Annotated in this window: 21 protein-coding genes and 1 pseudogene; 3 read left to right on the top strand and 19 right to left on the bottom strand. The window is 46.5% G+C overall.

Annotation, left to right across the window (positions count from 1 at the left end):
- The first annotated feature begins 85 nt into the window (after positions 1-85).
- Complete coding sequence (locus DU002_RS13165) at positions 86-1,666, top strand: tetratricopeptide repeat-containing sulfotransferase family protein (RefSeq protein ID WP_114338864.1); 1,581 nt, start codon at positions 86-88, stop codon at positions 1,664-1,666.
- 45 nt (positions 1,667-1,711) lie between these two features.
- Here the strand turns inward: DU002_RS13165 and DU002_RS13160 are convergent, their stop codons facing one another.
- From DU002_RS13160 to DU002_RS13145, 4 genes are read right to left on the bottom strand one after another with little or no spacing between them, the layout of a single operon-like run.
- A complete protein-coding gene (locus tag DU002_RS13160) occupies positions 1,712-2,155 on the bottom strand; it encodes a PaaI family thioesterase (RefSeq protein ID WP_199405246.1) in 444 nt (147 codons plus the stop codon).
- Entirely contained in the window at positions 2,148-2,387 is a 240-nt protein-coding gene (locus tag DU002_RS13155) for a hypothetical protein (protein WP_114338863.1), read from the bottom strand. The genes DU002_RS13160 and DU002_RS13155 overlap by 8 nt, the downstream gene beginning before the upstream one ends.
- Positions 2,372-2,989, bottom strand: a complete 618-nt coding sequence (locus DU002_RS13150) for a NifB/NifX family molybdenum-iron cluster-binding protein (RefSeq protein WP_114338862.1) — start codon at positions 2,987-2,989, stop codon at positions 2,372-2,374. The genes DU002_RS13155 and DU002_RS13150 overlap by 16 nt, the downstream gene beginning before the upstream one ends.
- Positions 2,990-2,997: 8 nt before the next feature.
- The gene (locus DU002_RS13145) at positions 2,998-3,282 is read right to left on the bottom strand and encodes a DUF134 domain-containing protein (protein ID WP_114338861.1); all 285 of its coding nucleotides are present in this window, start codon (positions 3,280-3,282) and stop codon (positions 2,998-3,000) included.
- A 237-nt stretch (positions 3,283-3,519) separates the two neighbouring features.
- Here DU002_RS13145 and ppx point away from each other — a divergent pair, with 237 nt between their 5' ends.
- Positions 3,520-5,040 (top strand): exopolyphosphatase, encoded by a 1,521-nt coding sequence (ppx, locus tag DU002_RS13140; RefSeq protein ID WP_114338860.1) that lies wholly within the window; start codon positions 3,520-3,522, stop codon positions 5,038-5,040.
- Between the two features lie 68 nt (positions 5,041-5,108).
- On the opposite strand, the gene DU002_RS19585 is transcribed toward ppx, so the two are convergent.
- From DU002_RS19585 to DU002_RS13075, 13 genes are all read right to left on the bottom strand, one after another.
- On the bottom strand, positions 5,109-5,666 hold the full coding sequence (locus tag DU002_RS19585; RefSeq protein WP_114338859.1) for a type II secretion system protein: 558 nt from the start codon (positions 5,664-5,666) through the stop codon (positions 5,109-5,111).
- A 126-nt stretch (positions 5,667-5,792) separates the two neighbouring features.
- On the bottom strand, positions 5,793-6,992 hold the full coding sequence (locus tag DU002_RS13130; protein ID WP_114338858.1) for a DcaP family trimeric outer membrane transporter: 1,200 nt from the start codon (positions 6,990-6,992) through the stop codon (positions 5,793-5,795).
- A 112-nt stretch (positions 6,993-7,104) separates the two neighbouring features.
- The gene (gene acs / locus DU002_RS13125) at positions 7,105-9,000 is read right to left on the bottom strand and encodes an acetate--CoA ligase (RefSeq protein ID WP_114338857.1); all 1,896 of its coding nucleotides are present in this window, start codon (positions 8,998-9,000) and stop codon (positions 7,105-7,107) included.
- 334 nt (positions 9,001-9,334) lie between these two features.
- A complete protein-coding gene (locus DU002_RS13120) occupies positions 9,335-9,619 on the bottom strand; it encodes a DUF3861 domain-containing protein (protein WP_114338856.1) in 285 nt (94 codons plus the stop codon).
- 276 nt (positions 9,620-9,895) lie between these two features.
- On the bottom strand, positions 9,896-10,438 hold the full coding sequence (locus DU002_RS13115) for a GNAT family N-acetyltransferase (protein WP_233496498.1): 543 nt from the start codon (positions 10,436-10,438) through the stop codon (positions 9,896-9,898).
- Positions 10,422-10,904, bottom strand: a complete 483-nt coding sequence (locus DU002_RS13110; RefSeq protein ID WP_114338855.1) for a hypothetical protein — start codon at positions 10,902-10,904, stop codon at positions 10,422-10,424. Before DU002_RS13110 ends, DU002_RS13115 begins: the two co-directional genes overlap by 17 nt.
- Before the next feature lie 166 nt (positions 10,905-11,070).
- Entirely contained in the window at positions 11,071-11,535 is a 465-nt protein-coding gene (locus DU002_RS13105; RefSeq protein WP_114338854.1) for a hypothetical protein, read from the bottom strand.
- A 155-nt stretch (positions 11,536-11,690) separates the two neighbouring features.
- Positions 11,691-13,442 (bottom strand): ABC transporter transmembrane domain-containing protein, encoded by a 1,752-nt coding sequence (locus tag DU002_RS13100; RefSeq protein ID WP_114338853.1) that lies wholly within the window; start codon positions 13,440-13,442, stop codon positions 11,691-11,693.
- Between the two features lie 572 nt (positions 13,443-14,014).
- Complete coding sequence (locus DU002_RS13095) at positions 14,015-15,121, bottom strand: hypothetical protein (RefSeq protein WP_114338852.1); 1,107 nt, start codon at positions 15,119-15,121, stop codon at positions 14,015-14,017.
- Between the two features lie 195 nt (positions 15,122-15,316).
- Positions 15,317-15,676, bottom strand: coding sequence for a hypothetical protein (locus tag DU002_RS13090; RefSeq protein WP_158538058.1), 360 nt, complete (start codon positions 15,674-15,676; stop codon positions 15,317-15,319).
- Between the two features lie 134 nt (positions 15,677-15,810).
- The gene (locus DU002_RS13085) at positions 15,811-16,341 is read right to left on the bottom strand and encodes a hypothetical protein (RefSeq protein ID WP_114338850.1); all 531 of its coding nucleotides are present in this window, start codon (positions 16,339-16,341) and stop codon (positions 15,811-15,813) included.
- A 680-nt stretch (positions 16,342-17,021) separates the two neighbouring features.
- Positions 17,022-17,642 (bottom strand): transposase, encoded by a 621-nt coding sequence (locus DU002_RS19445; protein WP_199405245.1) that lies wholly within the window; start codon positions 17,640-17,642, stop codon positions 17,022-17,024.
- A 59-nt stretch (positions 17,643-17,701) separates the two neighbouring features.
- Positions 17,702-18,208 carry a transposase gene (locus DU002_RS13075; RefSeq protein ID WP_114338849.1) on the bottom strand — a complete coding sequence of 169 codons (507 nt, stop codon included), beginning with the start codon at positions 18,206-18,208 and terminating at the stop codon, positions 17,702-17,704.
- A gap of 123 nt (positions 18,209-18,331) precedes the next feature.
- Between DU002_RS13075 and DU002_RS13070 the strand changes: the two are divergent.
- Positions 18,332-18,496 (top strand): annotated as a pseudogene (locus DU002_RS13070) (transposase); the annotation flags it as partial.
- 28 nt (positions 18,497-18,524) lie between these two features.
- Here the strand turns inward: DU002_RS13070 and DU002_RS13065 are convergent.
- Together DU002_RS13065 and DU002_RS13060 are read right to left on the bottom strand one after the other, a co-directional pair.
- Positions 18,525-19,160, bottom strand: a complete 636-nt coding sequence (locus DU002_RS13065; protein WP_114338848.1) for a hypothetical protein — start codon at positions 19,158-19,160, stop codon at positions 18,525-18,527.
- A gap of 113 nt (positions 19,161-19,273) precedes the next feature.
- Positions 19,274-19,804, bottom strand: a complete 531-nt coding sequence (locus DU002_RS13060) for a HEPN domain-containing protein (protein WP_114338847.1) — start codon at positions 19,802-19,804, stop codon at positions 19,274-19,276.
- Positions 19,805-20,180 lie beyond the last annotated feature (376 nt).

Genomic DNA, 20,180 nt, shown 5'->3' with positions numbered 1-20,180 from the left:
GCTTTTCATGTTACAACCGCCTAACCGCCTCGTCGAAGCGATGACAACAAGGCGCTCAAACTTTGTGATTTAAACAGGTCATATTTTGCCGAATCCTTCGCTACAACAGCTTCATCTCGCTGCACAACAGGCTCTGAACAAACAGGCGTTTCGCGAAGCACATCAATACTGCTTAGCTATGCTCAAATTAAAACCAGATCATGCCGATGCCCACTTTCTACTAGGTATGATCGCTTTCTCCATGCAACAGATGAGCAAAGCGTTAGGCTTAATAGAGCACGCAAGCAAACTTGCCCCCGCAAATGCTGAATACTATGCACAACTGGCCCGTGTTCAGGCGATGCTCAACAACTCAACAGCTGCATCAGCTACTCTGGAAAAAGCGATTGCACTTCAGCCAACAGACGCCTTGACATTAGACACCATAGGTGTGGTTTACAGCCGTATTGGCATGCATCAACAAGCTGCGAAATATTTTCAACGCTGCACAGCACTCAAACCAAAAAACGCAGGCTACTGGTACAACCTCGCGGCCTCGTTACGCTTCACTGGCGACTTCGAACAAGCCCGCGACGCCTACGAAAAGGTAATATCTATTAATCCGCAGTTGTATGCTGCCCACTCATCGCTTGCCGATCTTGGGGGTATCGATGCCAGCAACAATCATATTCAACGCCTTGAGCGATTGATGCAGCAAAGCAAGAGTATTGATGGCCAGGTACACCTAGGGCATGCCCTGCTAAAAGAGTACGAAGCGTTGGCTGACTATGAGAAAGCCTTCAAAGCCCTCAGCCGCGGCAACCAAGCGAAAAAAAAACAACTCAACTATCTCATTCAACATGACCAGCAGCTATTTGACGCTATGGAGCGGGCTTTCGCTGACTATCAGTTTGATGCAGCAAAAGGGTGTAGCGATGACCAGCCAATATTTATTACTGGTATGCCCCGCTCAGGTACCACCTTGGTTGATCGCATAATTTCAAGCCACAGCAAGGTATTCACCGCTGGCGAGCTACAAAATTTTGGCGTAGCGATGAAGCGCAGCGCAAATACAACCTCAAAACAGGTCTTGGACACAGAAACGATTGCTCAGGCAATGAATATTGACTTCGCTGAGCTTGGTCAAACCTACATCAATAGCACGAGACCGCAAACAGAGGGGCATCGTCACTTCACTGACAAGATGCCGCTGAATTTTTTCTACCTCGGTTTTATCCATAGCGCCTTACCCAACGCCAAATTAATCTACCTGCGGCGCAATCCAATGGATACCTGCCTCAGTAACTTTCGTCAGCTATTTGCCCTCAACTTCAGCTACTACAACTACTCATATGATCTACTAGACACTGGGCGTTATTACCTGATGTTTGACCAGCTAATGAAGTTTTGGGAGAAAAAACTGAGTGATAAGTTACTCTGTGTTGACTATGAAATGTTAGTCGCCGAACCCGAGCAAGAGATCAAACGCATACTTACATTTTGTGGTTTGTCATTTGAAAAAGGCTGTATCGATTTCCACCTCAATAGCGCCCCCGTCGCGACAGCTAGTGCAGTACAAGTACGCCAACCGATGAACAGCAACTCAATCGGCCGCTGGCATCGCTACAAAACACAATGCGAGCCACTTAAAGCCCTATTACAAGATGCTGGGCTAACGATTGAGTGATTATAAGCCTAAGCGCAACAACTTTGAGCTTGCAGGCTGATGCAGCTAGCACTCCGCACGCACAAATTTCGCAGCAGCGGTTGCGTAGATAGCAGATGAGTCAGCCAGCTCAGCATTAAGCCAGAACACGGCTCTGCGCTGTTTAACCAGCGCCGCTGAAACATGCAGTTGTAAACCGACAGCCACAGGCCGCACAAACTTCACGTTCAGCTCTGCCGTCAGTGCTTTTACCCCGTGATGAAACAGACAGTGGGTCATTGCTGCATCCAACAGCGTGGAGATCACGCCACCATGCATGATCCCCGAATAGCCTTGCCACGCTGCAGTGATCCGACAATCTGCAGCAACGCTCGATGCTGACGTGGTAGAGAACCCCAAACCGAGCGTCAGCGGGTTCATTTGTGGATCACCGCAAGCAATACACTGCTGGTGAGAAGCGGCTAACGACTGATGGTTGGCCGCCGCAACCGCTGGCACTAACTCAGACATCCGTCGGCTCACTTATCTGATAAAGATGATCACTGCAGCGCTGCTGGCAGCCACAGAGGGCGTTACTCGATACAGCACCACGCCCAACTGACGCGATATCACTTTGCTCAGCAGCAGCTAACGGGCGTTGCTTGATGCTCGCCAAACGCCACCAAAGTAGCGCCATGCTGGCACCGACGATAGCCAGACTCAGTAACATCTGAGGTAGCCAACGGATCAAGAATGGCAGCATTTGCCAGCCCCTTTGTTCCGCCCGCCTTTGCAGCCTTTGCCATCACCATGCCCGTGGCTATGATCGTGACGGTGCTCATGACTGTGGCCATGACCACATCCTTTACCCTTCCCTTTGCCTTGGTGATGCCCGTGGCTACCACAACCGCACTGCTCGGCCTCGGCGTTTTCCTGACAACAGGATTCTGTTGTTACGTCCTGTTCATCGTGCTTATGGCCGCAGCACTGATGCCCCTCTTTATTTTTGCCATGGACATTTATCGAAGGACGCCCTTGGGAAAAATGAGTTAGTGGCGTTAATGGGCTATTCCGTTTAACCACTTCAGATAGATCAACGCGCCCACTGCTTAAATGAAATACGGAGAAAGATAACGACAACAAACGTTGCAACATCTTCTCACCGATATTGCGCACCACGAGTCGCTCAACACGATATTCAGCCAGCATCTGCAGCAGCTTAGCTTTGCCCTGGCAGTTAGCTCTCAGGGCTGGATTTTGTTTGCTGCCGATCGCTTTGCCCTCTTCGTTGAAAAAGACAAAACTGGTGGCCTTACTAAAATGAGAAGCAACGGTGTCACTATCCATAGGTATTGCGGTAATCATAAGTACTCCTAATCATCACTAGCTTGCATCATTAGCGCTTTACCCTGAGTCAGACAATCCACCACTTTGAAACGAGCAGATTTAAGAATATTGGCCAGAGTTTGGCGCGATACTTCCATCTGTACCGCAGCTTGCTGTTGCTGCATCCCTTCCAGATCCACTAAACGTAGCGCTTCATATTCATCAGACGCGAGGGTGATCTGTTCGAGCTGTGCCATAGGCACACCGTTTGGCTTAAAGCAGCTGTTAGCGGGGTAACCGCATACGGCACGAGGAATTCTGGGTCTAGGCATATCGCCTCCTAAATGGCATATGCTATTTATAGCGTAGTATCTAGCATATGCCAAATACTTATTTCTCTTTGATAACGGAAAATAGCACTGGGCACCACGGCTGATGACCAACAGCACCAGCAATTAATAGGCGAATAGCCAAGGCGATAACCACAGTGATCGACTATTGTCTTTCCAATATGAGGGTGAGATCTCCATCCATAGAAGCGAATTTAAAAGCAGAGCGAAAAGCAGATAATGAATGATGAAACAGAGCCAGCGCCGATCGCCGCCATTGACTTAGGCTCCAACAGTTTTCACCTATTGATCGGGCGTTTTATTAGCGGCCACTTTCAGATCCTTGGCAAAGAGAAGGTACGCGTGCAGCTTGCACAAGGCTTGGATGATAATGACCAGTTAAGTGATGAGGCGATCGTTCGAGGGCTAGATACGCTCAAACAGTTTAGCGAGCGGCTCAAAGATATCGCTGCGGATGATATTCGTATCGTCGCCACCTATACGCTGCGCAAAGCACGCAATCGACGAGAGTTTCTCCGCCAGGCACGCGCTCTGCTGCCCTGCCCCATAGAAGTTATCTCAGGCTCAGAAGAAGCGCGCCTGATCTATCAAGGCGTGGCACATACCCAACCGGGTAAAGAGCACCGGCTAGTCGTTGACATAGGCGGAGGCAGTACCGAATGCATTATTGGTCAAGGTTTTACTCCATTAAAGCTAAATAGTCTGGATGTCGGCTGTGTCACCTTTAGCGAGCGATTTTTCGATGCCAGCAAAATCACCAACAAACAGTTCAAACAAGCAGAATTCGCCGCAGGCAGACTCATCGCCCCCATCGCCAGCAGCTACAAGAAAGTATCCTGGAAGCAGGCTTTGGGTTGTTCCGGCACGATTAAAGCGATCGCCTATTGTCTGGAAGTCATGACGTTAGACAGCGCAAACATCTCTGATGCAAGCCTGCAGAAACTGAAACAAAAGTTTTGTGACGATGGCAAGGTGGATCTAAAGACGTTTACAGAAATAGCCAGCGAACGAGCCAATGTACTGCCCAGTGGCCTGGCGATCCTGATCGCACTGTTTCACGAGCTTAGCATTGACGCCATGCAGTTTTCTGAAGCAGCCCTGCGCGAAGGCTTAGTCTATGAGATGGAAGAGCGAATGCGCCATCACGACATTCGTGAGCGTACGGCAATGAGTCTAATAGAGCGCTATCAAGTAGACCAAGTACAAGCCGTGCGCGTGCAAACAACCGCTGTCACCCTCTATCAAGCACTAAAGAGCGATTGGCAACTGAATGGGAAAAAGCTCAAGCCGCTGCTTAACTGGGCGGCTCTGCTGCATGAGATTGGCATCTCTATTCACTTTAAAGGCTTCCACCGTCACGGTGCTTATATTTTGGAGCACACCGAGCTACCCGGTTTTAACGCCGAAGAGCAGCAGCTACTCGCGAACCTAGTGTTAAAACACAGGAAAAAGCTCTCGGATGAGCTGCCAATGTTTACCCTATTTGAACAGGACGATGTGCTTAAGCTGGTGCTCATTTTGCGGCTATCCACGCTGCTTCATCTGCATCGTAGCGACGATCTATCCACACCGCAGATCCACGCCAAGGATGACACTTTGTATCTAAGCTTTGATGGCCTTTGGTTAACGGAACATCCGTTGTTAGAAGAGCGCTTAGAACAGGAGGTTAAAGAGTGGCTAAAACTAGATAAAAAACTCGTAATAGAGGCTATGCCAACAGACACCATCGATGGTGTTTAACAGGCTATATTCAACTCGAAAATCGGTTGCAGAGAGCCGCTACAATGAACTCTCGCAACGAGTCGCCGCTAACAGCCTGCCGTAATTAATTGGTATTGCGGCAGTGCACCATCTGATGCAGCCTGAGTGTATTGGAAGTAACAGTTGTCATCACGTACGTCATTGTTGCTATCCAGATCAAAGCCGAGATAAGAGTTTGCGGAGCCAGGCAAATTGACTCCGGAGCCGTTCTTACAAGTGCCCTGACACATCAATAACAATTCATCAGAAAAATCGACCATCTCGGCGAGGTCTTCATTATCCAGGTAGCGCCAGATCAAGCGCAGATCGTAACTACCGTCGCCATTAACATCGACATCCGTAATGCGCCCATCAGAAGATGAATCCACCGAACCAAAGCTAGGCATTTTGGACTTAAAATTCACGAAATCGTTGGCAGTTTCGGTTGCCACTTTCACCTGACGCAGCACTTCGATACGTGCGTCGGTAGAGAAATTGATAAATTTAGGCAGTGCCACCACAGCGAGTACGCCGAGGATAATGATCACCACGACCAACTCTATCAAGGTAAAGCCTTTAGCTGGTTGCCTTGCTATAACAGCGCTCTGGGTAGTTCTGTACTTCATGACACATAGTGTAAATTAAACAATATAAGAAAACGTGAATACGGCTCAAAAATTGGCCTAAGAAAAAGCGATACGAAGCACAGGGCTTGGTATCGCTTTGATACAACTAAGAGATAGTTAGCTCATTTAGAGCGCGTACTTAGCGCCAAATTGCAGGCGGGTCATGTCACCCTTATCACCGGATTCCAGTTCACGCTCGGCGTACATCAGCTCTAGGCCAAAGGTGAGTTTTGGCACAGGTGAGTACATCAAGTTAGCATGGGCGCTGTATGACGACTTATTCGCGTACATGCCGGTATTGTCCTCATCGTTGTCTGCCGAGATGGCACCACCGTAGAAATTGGAGCGCCACTGATCGTTCCACCAATGACGGTAGGAGACAAAACCTGCAACACTGTCAATCGCCTCCAGATTACCACTGTCATCAATCGAACCACCGTTGATAAAGTTCAAACCCACATAGCGTCCTAACCCAGCGCCGCCGGTCAGCATGAAACGAATATCATCCTTACCCAATGGCACTTTACCGGCAAACGAGAGCCCATAGCTGACATCAGTATCGTCTTGCCCGTCAGTATCGTATTTCAATTGGCGAACTAAACCAGACAGCGAGTAACTGCCATAATCGGTGCTCATGTTATAACGCACGATAGCGTCAGGCAGCATGCTATCGTCGCTATCAATTCGACCGCCACCTGGTTGATCTGAGCCACCAGCATAAGGTGTATAGGTGGTTTCTGGGTTTTCCAACGAGAACTGCCAGTTATCCATGGTGTAACGCACCATCGCTTGACGGGCGAACACGGTACTCTCTGACACCCCTAAGAAATCTACTGCTTCCGGCAGTACCGCCGTATTTTGGAAGGTGGTCCAAGTCTGACCAAATAACCAATTATCATAGGTGAAAAATGCGTGACGTATACGCGGCTCATAGCTGCTGGAAACCCGCTCGTTACCGCCAGGCGTCGCCATGAAGTCCATCTCCAGGAAGGTCTTAATGGTGTGCTCATCTACTTTAGTCGCAGTACTGAAATTAAAGCGGGTGGTTCTGGCATGTGCGTCCATGGTGGTGTCACCGTCATCACAACCATTTGGATCAGTACAAACAGGAATAGTCGACGCCACATAAAACTGACGACCAATATTGTTTGACGACAACTTGCCGTCGCTATAATCACTCCAGAACGAATCCAGTTTGATGTAACCACCAAATGAAAACTCAGTTTGGTCCAGCGCATCACCGAGCGTTTGCAGCTTGACTGCCGCGCTGGCAGAGCCACTTAACAAGGCAATTGCCACCGCTGTGGCTAGAGACGAATTTTTCATTATATGCTCCTTTCTATTTCGTCATATTGCTGGCTGGACCACCTGTTCAACCAGCATGTAAGTGCTTCTTTTCTTATAATAAAAAGCCGTGGTCATCGCCCACGGCTGAAACTCACTCTTCTAAGGTGCTCAAGTCACCCTCATCCTGGCCCAGCGCCCGCGCCCTTAAAACACGACGCATGATCTTGCCTGAACGGGTTTTGGGTAGCGCCTCAACAAAGCTCACCTCTTCCGGCATGGCTATTCGGCCAATCTCAGAAGCGACATGCTCCTTTAACTCTTGCGCAAGCGGCTTGTCTGCCGTCACGCCCTCTTTCAAGATCACATAGGTATGGATCACATTACCTTTGATCTCATGGGGTAAACCGATAGCTGCGGCCTCAGAAACACTGTGATGACTGACCAACGCACTCTCGATTTCCGCCGTACCCAAGCGATAGCCTGATACCTTAATCACCTCATCCATGCGGCCGATGATCCATAGATAGCCATCCTCATCGACCTTGGCGGAATCCCCTGCTTTGTAGTAATCCTTATCGCCGTAATCGCCCCAATACAGCTCGGCATAGCGGGCATCATCCTTATAGATGGTGCGCGCCATCCCCGGCCATGGGTTCTTAATAACTAATTTGCCCTCTTCCCCAGCAGGTACCTCGTTACCCTCATCATCAACAATCCCAATCTCATTGCCGAAGAAAGGCTTAGTGGCCGATCCGGGTTTCAGTGGCGTGATCGGCAGCGGGCAGATCATCGCGCCACCGGTTTCGGTCTGCCACCAGGTATCAATGATCGGGCAACGACCGCCACCAATTACCTCGTGATACCAACGCCACGCTTCCGGGTTAATCGGCTCACCCACCGAGCCCAATAAACGCAAACTGGACAAGTCATGACGCTGCGGCCAGCGGTCACCAAAGCGCATCAGTCCACGCAGTGCCGTTGGTGATGTGTAGAGAATATTGATGCCGTATTTCTCCACCATCTGCCACCAGCGATTCGGGTAGGGATAGTTCGGTGCCCCCTCATACATCATCACCGTGGCGCCATTAATTAGTGGCGCATACACGATATAGCTATGGCCGGTGATCCACCCGGGATCAGCCGCACACCAGTAGCGATCACCAGGCTTGATATCAAACATCATCCGGTGTGTTGTCGCCGTATAAACGGCATACCCACCATGGGTATGTAACATCCCTTTTGGTTTGCCCGTGGTGCCAGAGGTATAGAGAATAAACAGCGGATCTTCGGCATCCATCGGCTCAGTCGGACACTTGGGCGACGCAATCGGCAAACTTTGCAAATCGTGGTACCAAAAATCCCGCTCCGACTCCATCTCGGCGTCAATACCGTTATTACGTACCGTGATACACACTTCGATTGTCGGCGAACGCTTCATCGCTTCATTGGCGATCGCTTTTAGATCAATCGGTTTACCTCGACGGAAACCACCATCAGCCGTGATCAGCACCCGGCTCTCTGCGTCTTCGATCCGCGCCGCCAGCGCTTCATAACTAAAGCCGCCATACACCACTGAATGCGCCGCACCTATCTTGGCGCAAGCCAGCATGGCAAAAACCAGTTCAGGGATCTGCGGCATGTAGATAGTGACGATATCGCCCTTCTGCACCCCCATGCTTTTCAGCACGTTGGCAAACTGGCTCACTTCACGGTTCAACGCATAGTAAGAAAAAGAACGAACTTGCCCCGCTTCGCTCTCCCAAATAATCGCCAGTTTATTCCGCGTTTCACCCGTCAAGTGACGGTCGATGGCGTTATCAACAATGTTGATTTCGCCACCTGTAAACCATTTGTAAAAAGGTTTGTTACTATTATCTAACACCTTGTCCCACGGCTTGATCCAACGCAATGTTTCAGCCTGCTCAGCCCAGAAGGCTTCGCGGTTTTCAATCGAGTACTGATACAGCTCGTCGTAGTTCTTAACGAGCGCGTTGTCGAGGATCTCTTGGCTGGGGTGTACCAGCGCCATATTCTGCTTATCTGCCATACCCGGCTCCCTGTGTTAATTCGGAGTTATCGCGTTGATAGCAACAAAAGTTAGGCGTGCAGCAAGGATTGCGGTATTGGACTTTGGTCGTAGTAGGCAGGAATAGAGGATTAGACTTTAGTCGAACGCCCCCCTAATTCAGCTCGGTTTTAGTGTGGAATGTTGATAACAACATAAGTCAGAGAGCACAAAAAAGCAGTGTTCCATCAGTGTAAGCTGGCATGGCCTCTACCTGCTTTTGGTCACCAGATCGTTCGCCTTTGCTGCGGTAATAATCAGCAAGCTATTTTAGCGCAACAGCATAGCTAAGCGGCTCAATTGGCAAACAGCGCTGTTATGTTTTTTTCAGCTCTTTCATAAAGTTATTAAGGTGAGGCCGGAACTGTTTGAACAGTTCATTTTTACTATTTTTTAGCATCACCTCGCCAAATAGCTTTAATCCGACGGCAAACGCCGTGGCATCTGTTTCATCAAGGGCCATTTTGCCCTTCATCACTTCAACGATATTCAAAATATCGTCGTGATTTCTTGCCTCAAAGGTTAACGGGCTTAACGCAAGCGAGTTGCCTTGCTTGTCTTCTATGTGCTCAATGGTGAAACGGTATAAATGGCCTTTCATCATTCTCTCCCAGCAGCGGTCGCTGATAGCACGTTGGCCTAATCACTCAACGACCAAACGCCAACAAGCTTGCGCTATCTTTCGAGTCGCTTAATTAGACTAGCCTAATTTTCAGGGGCGAACGTCATACCGAGCACTTACGCCCAATAGCCAAACATCTATACAAAACAGCGAGGCAACTAAGTAAGATAAACGGCAAAAATAACATTCAGACCGCGTTCATCTGCTATTCCTACGCGCCTGGCTTTTAAATAGATAGATTGATGACTTAGCTCGTTATGAGACAACTTTGCCAAGCAGGTGCGCATTGTAAAAACGACGGTTCTTGTAGACAGCTTTTTGAAGATAGCCCTCTGCAGTAAACCCTGATTTCTTAAGTACTGCCAGTGACGCGGCATTCCCCTCAAACACCATTGCCTGTAAACGAACGATATCAGTAGTTTCGCTGACTTCGCGAGCCAACAGATTCAGTGCCTCAGTAGCAAAGCCTTGCCCCCAAAAGGGCTTAGCCAGCCAATAACCAACTTCAGCTGACTTACTGAACTCAGCTTGTTTTCGATGTGCGCCAATACAGCCAGCCAGAACACCATTAACTTCAATAGCCCGAACAAAGTCAGCTTTGCTGCCTTCGCAAATCCACCACTTCGCATCAGCATCTGTGTATGGCTGAGGAATGACAGTGCTAAGGTATCTCACTACGTCATCGCAGTTTAGGTACTCGACAAGCAGTTCTAGATCCTGATTTTCGAAATGACGTAATTTCAACATCGCCTTACCTAATAACGCCTGTGCATGTTCGATCTTAACTGCACCAATCAACGGAGACTTTACGCGCCTTATCAGAATCAACGGGGCCAGCGTTGAAACCGCACTCGTTACTGCCACACATGTAGCCAAACATTCCAATGACTTCACCATACTCAGTGGTTGCTGCAACACTTTGATTGTTAATGAAATAGAGTTTGGTTTCATTATTTCCGCTCGGTACCGCTAACGGGATAGGGATAATAAATACAAAAGCACCCACACCAGACCAGTTATATCCATCATGGTATGACAGGACAGTGCATTTTCCTTCGGTGTAGCTATCATCAGGATTACCCCACAACTCAATGAGTTGCTCTTGGGTGTACGCTTGTTTACGTGCACCAAAATCAAATTTGTTACGTTCAGAGGAGACCGTAAAGTCTTCTTTCTTATTTTCGAAAGTTCCATAACTGCCAACCGCTAACCCTACGCAACCACTTAAATGCAATACAAATAACAGAATAAAAACTACACGCATGATATTCCCTAAAATTTAACACCTAAACCACAGATAATATCCTGCGGCTCGCCTTACCGTGGCACCTGTACCCGCGAGGAGAAAAGTGAAGAGTTAGTCGCTGGTATTTTTATGACTGTACACTAAAAAGACCAATGAATTAAACAGATAAGATTGGCCATCAAAACTACTTTTTTCTGGCTTTTTTCGCTGCACTAAGGCAATTGTCTAATGTTGCGCAATTAAATCCATAGAACGCAACATTGTGTACGCAATCGTTCATGCAGGATCCACCACTATATTTCTTATATTCCGAACTCAATTCATTACATATATAGCTGATGGTATCTATATTTAGGTATGATTCAGAGCTTAGAAAGACCATCACACCTTCAAAAGGTGAGTAGTTTATTGATAAAGATGTGTTTTCCGACACCTCATCTTTGAGGTTTGTTATTATTTCTTCTTTTATTACAGCGTAATATGCCAAATCAAATAATATCGCATTTCTTTTCTCCCGAGTTAGCCCACTCGCATTAACCATAGTTAATGTCATTAAGAATGCTGTGTCTCTCTTCTTTTCGGATGAACCATAGTCAACAATTTTCAAGCATTCTTCAAACTTAGATATGTATGTATCTATTAACTCCATTTAAAAACCCTTAATATCAATATGCGCAAAAAGAAAATAATCCAACTGATTATATGGTTTTAATTTTTTAAATCATTCACATGCTAAAACGTGAAACGAAAAGCATGAAACAGAGAGAGATGACCGCCACGACACTCAAACATCATGTTGTGGGGTCAAATCGCGCTTTTCACCGTTTCATGAGATCTAAACTGCAACTCCGCCAAACGTTTATACAAAGGCGAGCTCTGCAACAAGCGGTCATGACTGCCCACATCTACCAGTTTGCCATGTTCCAACACCGCAATGCGGTCGACATGGGCCACAGTCGCCAAGCGATGGGCAATAATCAGCGTAGTACGCTCTTTCATTAACTCATTCAACGCTTGCTGAACCAGATGCTCTGACTGGGCATCTAACGCACTGGTGGCTTCATCCAACAACAAGATCTTAGGATCGGCCAAAATAGCGCGGGCAATGGCCAAACGCTGCTTTTGCCCACCGGACAGTTTCACGCCCTGCTCACCCAAAAAGCTGTGATAGCCGTCAGGCAGCTCCAAAATAAAATCGTGGGCATGGGCGGCTTTCGCTGCCGCTTCTACTTCTTGTTGTGAGGCATCCGGTTTCCCAAACCGAATATTATCCACCACATTGGCGCTAAACAGCACCGGCTGCTGAGGCACCAATGCATACAGATCCCTTAGACTTTCCAGATCCATATCTCTGATGTCTGTATCCTGAATCTTGATACCGCCGACTTGCGGATCACGAAACCGCAGCAGCAAATCAAACAGTGTCGATTTACCCGAGCCTGACGGCCCCACCAAAGCGATACGCTCACCCTGCTGAATATCTAAATTAAAAGCATCCAACGCTTTTTGATCTGGGCGCGATGGGTAGCTAAAGGCCAAATCGTGAATGGAAATCAACGGTCCAGATTTGGCGAAGTCCACTTGCTGAGTCTGTGCAGGGGTTTGAATATCCGGCTCGGTCGCGATCAATTCACGTATGCGTTCGGCAGCACCGGCGGCACGCTGCACATCACCATAAACTTCGGTCACGGCGGCAAGCGAACCGGCCACCATAATGGCGTAAAACACAAAGGCCGAAAGATCACCGGCAGACAGGTTTCCCGCCAGCACATCGGTCCCTCCGATATACAACATCACGGTGACAGCCCCCATCACCATAATCATTACCAAGGCAATCAAAAACGCGCGATAACGAATACGATGTAACGCCGTTTGAAAGGCACCTTCTGCACCATCAGCAAATTGCTGGCTAACTAACGCTTCGCGGGTAAATGCCTGCACCACCTTAATATGCTGCAAGCTTTCACCGGCCCAAGCGCCTACCGTGGCTACCTTGTCTTGGCTGTCTTTAGATAAACGCTTTACCTTGCGACCAATCACAATCAGTGGGAACACAATAAACGGCACCACCGCCAACACCACCAGACTGAGCTTAACGTTACTGATAAACATCAGGGTGATGCCGCCCAAGAAAGTGAGCGTGTTTCTCAGCGCAAACGAGAAAGAGGAACCAATCACGGTTTGCAGCAGGGTGGTATCCGTGGTGACACGGCTTTGAATTTCACCCGCCAGATTATCTTCAAAAAAGCTCGGTGGCAGTTTCAGTAAACGGCCATACAACTGGCGACGAATATCCGCGACCACCCGTTCACCGATCCAGGACACCATAAAAAATCGGAAATAAGCGCCAATGGCCAGGCCCACAATAATCAGCAAAGTGACTTGTAACGCTGAAGCCAGACCGTCATAGGATTCAGCACCAAAGCCATTATCAATCATCAAACGAATGCCCTGCCCTAAAGACAGAGTCAACGCCGAGGTAAAAACCAAGGCGACAATGGCGATCGCCAAACGGGTTTTATAGAACTTAACAAACTGCCAAAGCCAGGAAAACATGATGATACTCAATAATGCGGTAAGCCAATCATCATATGGGTTTGCGGAGAGGTTGTCAGGGGTAGTGGTGCCGTGCGAACGGGGCTAGCGCGGTTTTAAGCGAGACCACAGCGAGGCGAGAACGTCCCTGAAGCGGCTAGCGACCAGTGCTTGCAAGCTTAGACTTCATAGCGAAAGGAGCTAAGCAAACACCTTAAGCGATCGTGTTACAAGGCGTTAATGGAGCCACATAGAACCCAAATGCTGACAAAGAACTCTGAACTCCAACAGAGGTTGACCATTCGGTGTCAAAACGAGCAGAGAGGATTAGTCACTGCCTGCCATCTTTGGCGAATGCCTGATACGCCAATTCATCTTGGTACTGGTCAAATCTCAGGTTGTAAGTCTGATACTCAGCGCTTTGCAGATCCTGCTGCTGACGTATAAATCTGTTCTCATCCTCTAATGAGTGTTGCTCACCTGAGTGAAAAAATCCTCAGCTACGTTGCGATCCAACAGCACGATGTAGATGAACAGAATGGACAACGTAATAAGCATCGCTTTAATCAGTCCGTTGTTTTTGGATCCATAGGTTAGGTTTCCTTTAACTCTTTAAGTACCCATGTTGCTCTTTCTAATTCATTAAGACTCGAGATGAGTTGTTCTCTCATGGAGGTTAGAGTCTGGTTACTAAGCGAGCCTTCAACTGTGACGTTCAAACAGTATCTTTCTTCGACAAATCGAACTCGAACACCATCAACGTATATCCAATAAACATTGTGTTCTTCTTCATCCTCAACAAGGCTTTCATGAGTAAAATCAAAATCGTAAAGCGCCTTAACCAGGTTGAAGTCAACGCTGAACCCCATGGCTTTCTCCAATCTCGCCATGTCCTCTTCGTGGTGTTCCTTCCAGTTAACTTCGTGGCTCCATAGCGCTTGCCGAATATCATAAATATGGTTTCTGGCTTTATCTTTTCTAGTTAGCTCCCAGCGGGGCCATTTTCGATCAGTCAGCCTTTGCCAAGTCCAACTTTCTATATCCAGCTTCCAGTCATCGATGTTTTCTCTCAGAGGCGAGTCCAATCCAGTTTCAACCAACCCCTTTGTTATGGTGATGAAAGTTTGGTTTGGATCGAGAGTAGCTTCATGGCAGTGAATCCAACGGGGCGATTTACCGCTACTGTTAATCGGACTAATTTTAAAATCATCCAGATCAAGTAGATAAAGCTGAGTAGAAGCCTCTACTCTTTCTTGTGGATATCCAAGGCTACCGATCAGCACTATTTTGTTGCTAACTAATGTTGCAGTATGAAAATCTGTCGGCGGAAAGTCGGTTTTTGGATAGCAATAGAAGTCGAACTCTCCATTTGGATGCTCGACGATTACATCGTTATAGATATAGAAGTCAGGATCATAATGATCTTCATGCTCTCCCCCTATGTAAATGATGCGGCCATCGGGAAGTTCAGTTTTTGTTTGTCCAAAACGGTCAAAACTCCATGTCGGGCCCTCGTCGAAAGGAGAAGGGCCATCCATCTTCTGTGTCGATGAATAACCACACAATTTTGAACGCACTAACCACTCCCACACAGTAGACTCAATTTTCTGGGGATTTGAATTCCCAAAGCGCGGGGAGCGCCACTCTTTAAACAGTGATGGCGTAACACTATGCTCTTTTGGATCGATTTTATCTTCCATGGTATTTATTCTTTTTGCTTGGTACTGCAATCAGCAGCCATCTAGGACAGCCATCTTTTACTACGTATGAAGAATTACCTTTGAGCACTCAGAGTTCAATAGTCATTGAGCTAAAAATATAGTGGAATGGGTGTCTTTTATTTTTAGCGCGTCCGAGCGAGGAACGAGCGTTGTTGAACTTTTTGTTAGGGCTTTTCATTGCTCTGGATAAATATCTAATTGCAGCTCTATATTTGCCGCACCAAAACGAGAAAGCAAATCAGGACTAAAGATAAGCCCGAAATTCCTCGCACCGTAAAGGGAGACATATAACTCTAGTCTGCCACCAGATTCATGGAACGATGCGAAAGATGCAAATTTTGGCGTGAGTTCTTTGTATATTTTTTCAAGATAATCTTCTAACTGCCACGTTTCTGAGTCCGTTTCCTCTTCAGTTAACCGAGTAACCCAATAGCTATTTGGTCGAGTACCGCCGATTGAGGTGCCTTTAGGAGTTTTTCTTTCTTCACCAGCAACCCAGCTAACACTAGGCTGCTTTTCAATCAATTCACTCATAAATGCCAGATCATCCTTAGGATGCTTAGCTCGAAGAGAGATTATGAATGTGTATGGATGCATATTTGCTCTAACGCCCGCAACACCGGACAATTTGGAGCGCAGCGGAAAATTGGTCCGCGTGATTGCGCTTGTTAACTCTTGAACCGTGAGAGGGTTGTAAAACAAGTTTTAATGACATTTTCCAAAACTTCTCTCATGGCACTGTAAAATTCAATCTCATTTGAAAACGCGGCATCAAACGCTTTTTCAATATAAGGGTCCATTATGAACTTCTTGCTTTTATATACGTCGTAAATTTCTATCAAATAGCCGTAGTGTTCTGGAAGCTTTAGCTGCCCTTTGCTCGTGATGAAGCTAGGCATAATTCCATTTTCAGCTTTGTCTTTTTCACTTACGGCGTGGCACTCATCATCGAAATACACATCTGCTATCAAAGAGAGAAGGGCCACAGCAGCACCTTTCATTAGCAAGTCGCATTCGCCGCCCGTAAGGAAAATAGTTTTACCAGAACTTCCTTCAACTTCAAGGAAGCTAAACGGGTCGAACTTACCTAATTCCAGCTCTGAAAAATCACCACTCTGCACTATTGCATCAACGAACATATATAGTACGTCTTTTAAAGCATTCTCAGCTTCTTTGTGATTTTCTTCATTCAGGTGCATTAATTATCCGTAGAGTTAACGCCTTTGATAACAGGACCTATAACGCGCCCAAAAAAAAGCTAGAAAGGACAGCCATTTCTTACTACGTATGAAGAATCACCTTTAAGCAATCAGAATTCAATAGTCATTGAGCTAAAAATATGACTTGAGACTTGTTAACTGACTATTTTTTAGGGGTGTTTTACGATTTGAAGCTGAACCACAAAAAGCAAGACACACCAGCCTCTTCCCCAGGGAGAATGAAGCATGATGCATTGACGAAAGAGGTGCGTTTCGGTTTAGCCGGTCGGTGGCGTTAACGCTGGGCCATATACTCGGCTTCTCGCGTTGGCTTGCGCATAGCGTTTTCTACTCGTGGGATTACCAATCACGGTGCCGCGTGACAGATTTTGCTTTTGAATGGCAGCAATGAAGGTTTCTGCGTCTAAACCTAAGCGTTCCAGAATAGGTGGTGTGTCTTTGGGGATACTGCCGCGTTTGTCTTTTCGTTGTGCCCTACCCGTCCAATCAACCAGTTCAAGGTAATCAGCGAAGCTAAACGGAATACCGTCAGTCCTATCTTGGTGGTGATTGCCTGAGAAATCTTGCAGTAAAGGGGTTTTAGGTGTGTCGCTGCTAGTTTTCTCGCTTGAATGTTGTTGCGTCTGTTTCTCACTACTTTGTTGATATTGCTTTAAGCGCTAATGAATTGACACATCGACGGACTGTTCCGGTGTATCGACAACTCCTGCTCTCAGTGGATTCAAATCTACATAAGTCATACAAGCCAACAGCCCAGCTTCATCCAGAATGGCTTGGGACTTAAATCTTCCTTCCCAGAATCTGCCCTTACATTTGTCTTCTTCATTGGCTTTACGGGCAATGTGTTCGTTTAAGCAACGCATATACCAAGAGATATCAGACAAGCGTTCACGCCATTGTTGGATGATGTCGATGGCAACCTGCTTTTCAGCATCCGTAGTGAGCTTTCCTGCTAAATAGCGCCCAACCATTATTGGCCAGGTAAACAGCTTGGCCCAGCGCTCAGCTACTTCAGTATCACTCAGGCTTTCAGCCCTCTTGGGGTTGAGATGTACCACCAGGTGGTAGTGATTGGACATCACCGCATAAGCGCAAAGCTCAATGGTAAAAACTTCACCTAACAGGGCTAAACGCTCTAATACCCATTGTTTACGATGGCTGTAGTCGGTGTTGGTAAATCTATCTTCACCGCACAAGAAAGCACGGCGAACGCAGCGACAAACACAATGGTAGTAAGGCGTATCAGCGGGTGAAACCAGCTCTGAGCGGGGACGAGTCATATCAGCTTCCTTGCTTTCAGATATCTTAGCCAAAAGCGTAGAAGCGGATTAAAAACTCGTCAAACAAAAGTGGGTGTCCTTTTATTTCGTCCCTTGCATTGGTCTTCTTCATTGGCTTTTCGGGCGATATGTTCGTTCAGGCAACGCATGTACCAAGAGATATCTGAAAGGCGTTCACGCCATTGTTGAATGGTGTCGATGGCAACCTGCTTTTCAGCATCCGTAGTGAGTTTTCCCGCCAAGTAACGCCCGACCATGATTGGCCAGGTAAACAACTTGGCCCAGCGCTCAGAGACTTCACTGTCAGTAAGCTGTTCGGCTTTTTTAGGGTTGAGATGCACCACCAGATGGTAGTGATTAGACATCACCGCATAAGCACACAATTCGATGGTAAAGACTTCATCTAACAGGGCTAAGCGCTCTAACACCCAAGCCTTACGGTGGCTGTAGTCCGTGTTGGTAAATCTATCTTCGCCACACAAGAAAGCACGGCGAACGCAGCGGCAAACACAGTGGTAGTAAGGCGTATCGGCTGGCGATACCAGCTCTGAGCGGGGGCGAGTCATAACAGCTTCCTTGCTTATTTATCACTCAAAAAGCGTAGAAAACGAACCTAGAACTGTCAACGTCGAGTGGATGTCCTTGGTCTCTTGATCTTTTACAAGAGTGGGTGTCCTTTTATCTTTTACACTAATGAAAATACCAACGGCCTGATACGGCAATACCTGCCTAAAGGCACATCGATGGCATCAGTAACGCAAGCAGACTGTGAATCTATCGCCAAGCGATTGAACAACCGTCCGAGAAAACGATTAGGCTACAAAACACCTGAAGAGGTATTCAATGAACACTAACCGCTACTGTTGCACTTCAAACTTGATACTAGGCCTCTCGGTCTAATTTTAATTTTTCTCCTAAAAACGTCACATCGCCATTCTCTAATAACTCTATCTTAAGGCTCATGTCTGGATTGTTACCGGTACGAGGTACTTTACCGCCTTTGTTTATAATAGCCTGATAGCTATTCTGAATTTCTTCGGTATGGATAGCTATAAACGAAATTTGTCTTGCTATATCTCGAGGATTATCTGTTTCTATAATAAATCCAGCGTTTCTAGGAGTATCTGGCAACTTAACAGCTATGGTTACAGTCTGCCCTTTCTCTCGTAATTTTTTAATTGCAACAACCAGTTCCATAAAGGAATCGGCGTCAATATTAGACTCTGAGTTTGATTCTTTTTCTTGAAAGACTTCGATAGTTTTTAAAGCTGCATGTTTCCCTAGCTCTGAAATATAACTAGATAAAAACTTTCCTCCGAGGAATGCTACAGTGCCTTTCAAAACTAAGGCCCACGAAGCTGCATCAAGAATAATCTGAACTACATCATTTGGCCCAGCAAAGCCAAATAACTTTTCTTCCGAAGGCGTTAAACCAGTTAACTTAGAGACTGCTAAAGTAATTTCATCAAGCTCTTCTGGAAAAGGTTTATATACAATCCCTAATTCAATTGTTCTCAATTTATCCTCCTAGGCTAACACCCACTTAAGCGGACAAAAACAGTTGGTTAAAATGTGTAGCGAAGCGGAACCTAACCAACTGTTTTTGTTCCGTTTGAAGTTCTTGTTAGAATTTACTTAGTGATGCTAAATTTTTCAGTTGCCAGAACAAGCCCTTTAATAAAACGAATGGCTTTTTCTAATTCATCTCTTTTTATAAGGTGTGGCTTTTCTGGGTCTGTATTTGCTTGATGAGCAGCATCACCACGCTTTGATATTAGCTCATTAAGCGCTTGTCTCGCTTGTGGAGGATGGTAATTATCCCATTTCCAAGAACTCGTAATATCAACTTCAAAATAACTCCTAAATAACAGTTTGATTCTTGCACTATTAGGATTAAAGAAACGCTTTAAATCTTCATCGACTCGTCTTTGCACAAAGTTTCCTAAAGGGCTGCCATTAATATTTATTAGCCAAACTTTAATTTCTTCTTTGAATCGATCTTTTACGTATGTTTCCCAAGCTGCTAATGCCATTACTATCCCTGCTCTTTTCAAGGCTTCAGGGTTCTGCTCTATTTCAGAGTTTTTTTCACTATCAAAACGAGACAGTAATCCCTCTGCATCTTTGATTGATAGTTCAAATAATTTGCCAGCTTTTGTCATAGGTAAACACTCATATTTGATTGAAATTCTAACGCTAAGCAGATATACACGGGGAACCTATCTGGATAAGGGGTACATGTATACCTATCCCTACCTGTCCCCTATCCTACTTTTCAATAATTTAGAGTTAACATCTTAACCCACTGTTCCTGTTGCTTTTATCAGTCAGGTCACAAAATCCTCTGAAATAAGGGGCATAACATTTTGTTAAATCGATCACCTGAGATCTCAGACAGCATTGTAAATTTGTGGCCCTTCGCGTTTTTTGGTGGGTCACCCTTTCTTAACTCTTTGAACCTGTGCATCATTTAAGGCCTCATCTCTTAGCTTAAAGTTGTGCATGGATCAGCGAACACTATACGAACGTATCCTTAAT

Source organism: Corallincola holothuriorum (assembly GCF_003336225.1).
In the GTDB taxonomy this organism is placed as follows: Bacteria; Pseudomonadota; Gammaproteobacteria; order Enterobacterales; family Neiellaceae; genus Corallincola; species Corallincola holothuriorum.
Note: the sequence above shows the minus strand (reverse complement) of the source record. Positions and strands in the feature narration are given on the sequence as shown.

Excerpts from the sequence above, each read along its gene's own strand:
- DU002_RS19445 (WP_199405245.1), bottom strand. The coding sequence starts at position 17,642 with ATGACTCGTCCCCGCTCAGAGCTGGTTTCACCCGCTGATACGCCTTAC.
- DU002_RS13100 (WP_114338853.1), bottom strand. The coding sequence starts at position 13,442 with ATGTTTTCCTGGCTTTGGCAGTTTGTTAAGTTCTATAAAACCCGTTTG.
- ppx (WP_114338860.1), top strand. The coding sequence starts at position 3,520 with ATGAATGATGAAACAGAGCCAGCGCCGATCGCCGCCATTGACTTAGGC.
- acs (WP_114338857.1), bottom strand. The coding sequence starts at position 9,000 with ATGGCAGATAAGCAGAATATGGCGCTGGTACACCCCAGCCAAGAGATC.
- DU002_RS13145 (WP_114338861.1), bottom strand. The coding sequence starts at position 3,282 with ATGCCTAGACCCAGAATTCCTCGTGCCGTATGCGGTTACCCCGCTAAC.
- DU002_RS13110 (WP_114338855.1), bottom strand. The coding sequence starts at position 10,904 with ATGCGTGTAGTTTTTATTCTGTTATTTGTATTGCATTTAAGTGGTTGC.
- DU002_RS13095 (WP_114338852.1), bottom strand. The coding sequence starts at position 15,121 with ATGGAAGATAAAATCGATCCAAAAGAGCATAGTGTTACGCCATCACTG.
- DU002_RS13130 (WP_114338858.1), bottom strand. The coding sequence starts at position 6,992 with ATGAAAAATTCGTCTCTAGCCACAGCGGTGGCAATTGCCTTGTTAAGT.
- DU002_RS19585 (WP_114338859.1), bottom strand. The coding sequence starts at position 5,666 with ATGAAGTACAGAACTACCCAGAGCGCTGTTATAGCAAGGCAACCAGCT.
- DU002_RS13090 (WP_158538058.1), bottom strand. The coding sequence starts at position 15,676 with ATGAGTGAATTGATTGAAAAGCAGCCTAGTGTTAGCTGGGTTGCTGGT.
- DU002_RS13120 (WP_114338856.1), bottom strand. The coding sequence starts at position 9,619 with ATGAAAGGCCATTTATACCGTTTCACCATTGAGCACATAGAAGACAAG.
- DU002_RS13105 (WP_114338854.1), bottom strand. The coding sequence starts at position 11,535 with ATGGAGTTAATAGATACATACATATCTAAGTTTGAAGAATGCTTGAAA.
- DU002_RS13150 (WP_114338862.1), bottom strand. The coding sequence starts at position 2,989 with ATGATTACCGCAATACCTATGGATAGTGACACCGTTGCTTCTCATTTT.
- DU002_RS13085 (WP_114338850.1), bottom strand. The coding sequence starts at position 16,341 with ATGCACCTGAATGAAGAAAATCACAAAGAAGCTGAGAATGCTTTAAAA.
- DU002_RS13155 (WP_114338863.1), bottom strand. The coding sequence starts at position 2,387 with ATGCTGCCATTCTTGATCCGTTGGCTACCTCAGATGTTACTGAGTCTG.
- DU002_RS13075 (WP_114338849.1), bottom strand. The coding sequence starts at position 18,208 with ATGACTCGCCCCCGCTCAGAGCTGGTATCGCCAGCCGATACGCCTTAC.
- DU002_RS13060 (WP_114338847.1), bottom strand. The coding sequence starts at position 19,804 with ATGACAAAAGCTGGCAAATTATTTGAACTATCAATCAAAGATGCAGAG.
- DU002_RS13160 (WP_199405246.1), bottom strand. The coding sequence starts at position 2,155 with ATGTCTGAGTTAGTGCCAGCGGTTGCGGCGGCCAACCATCAGTCGTTA.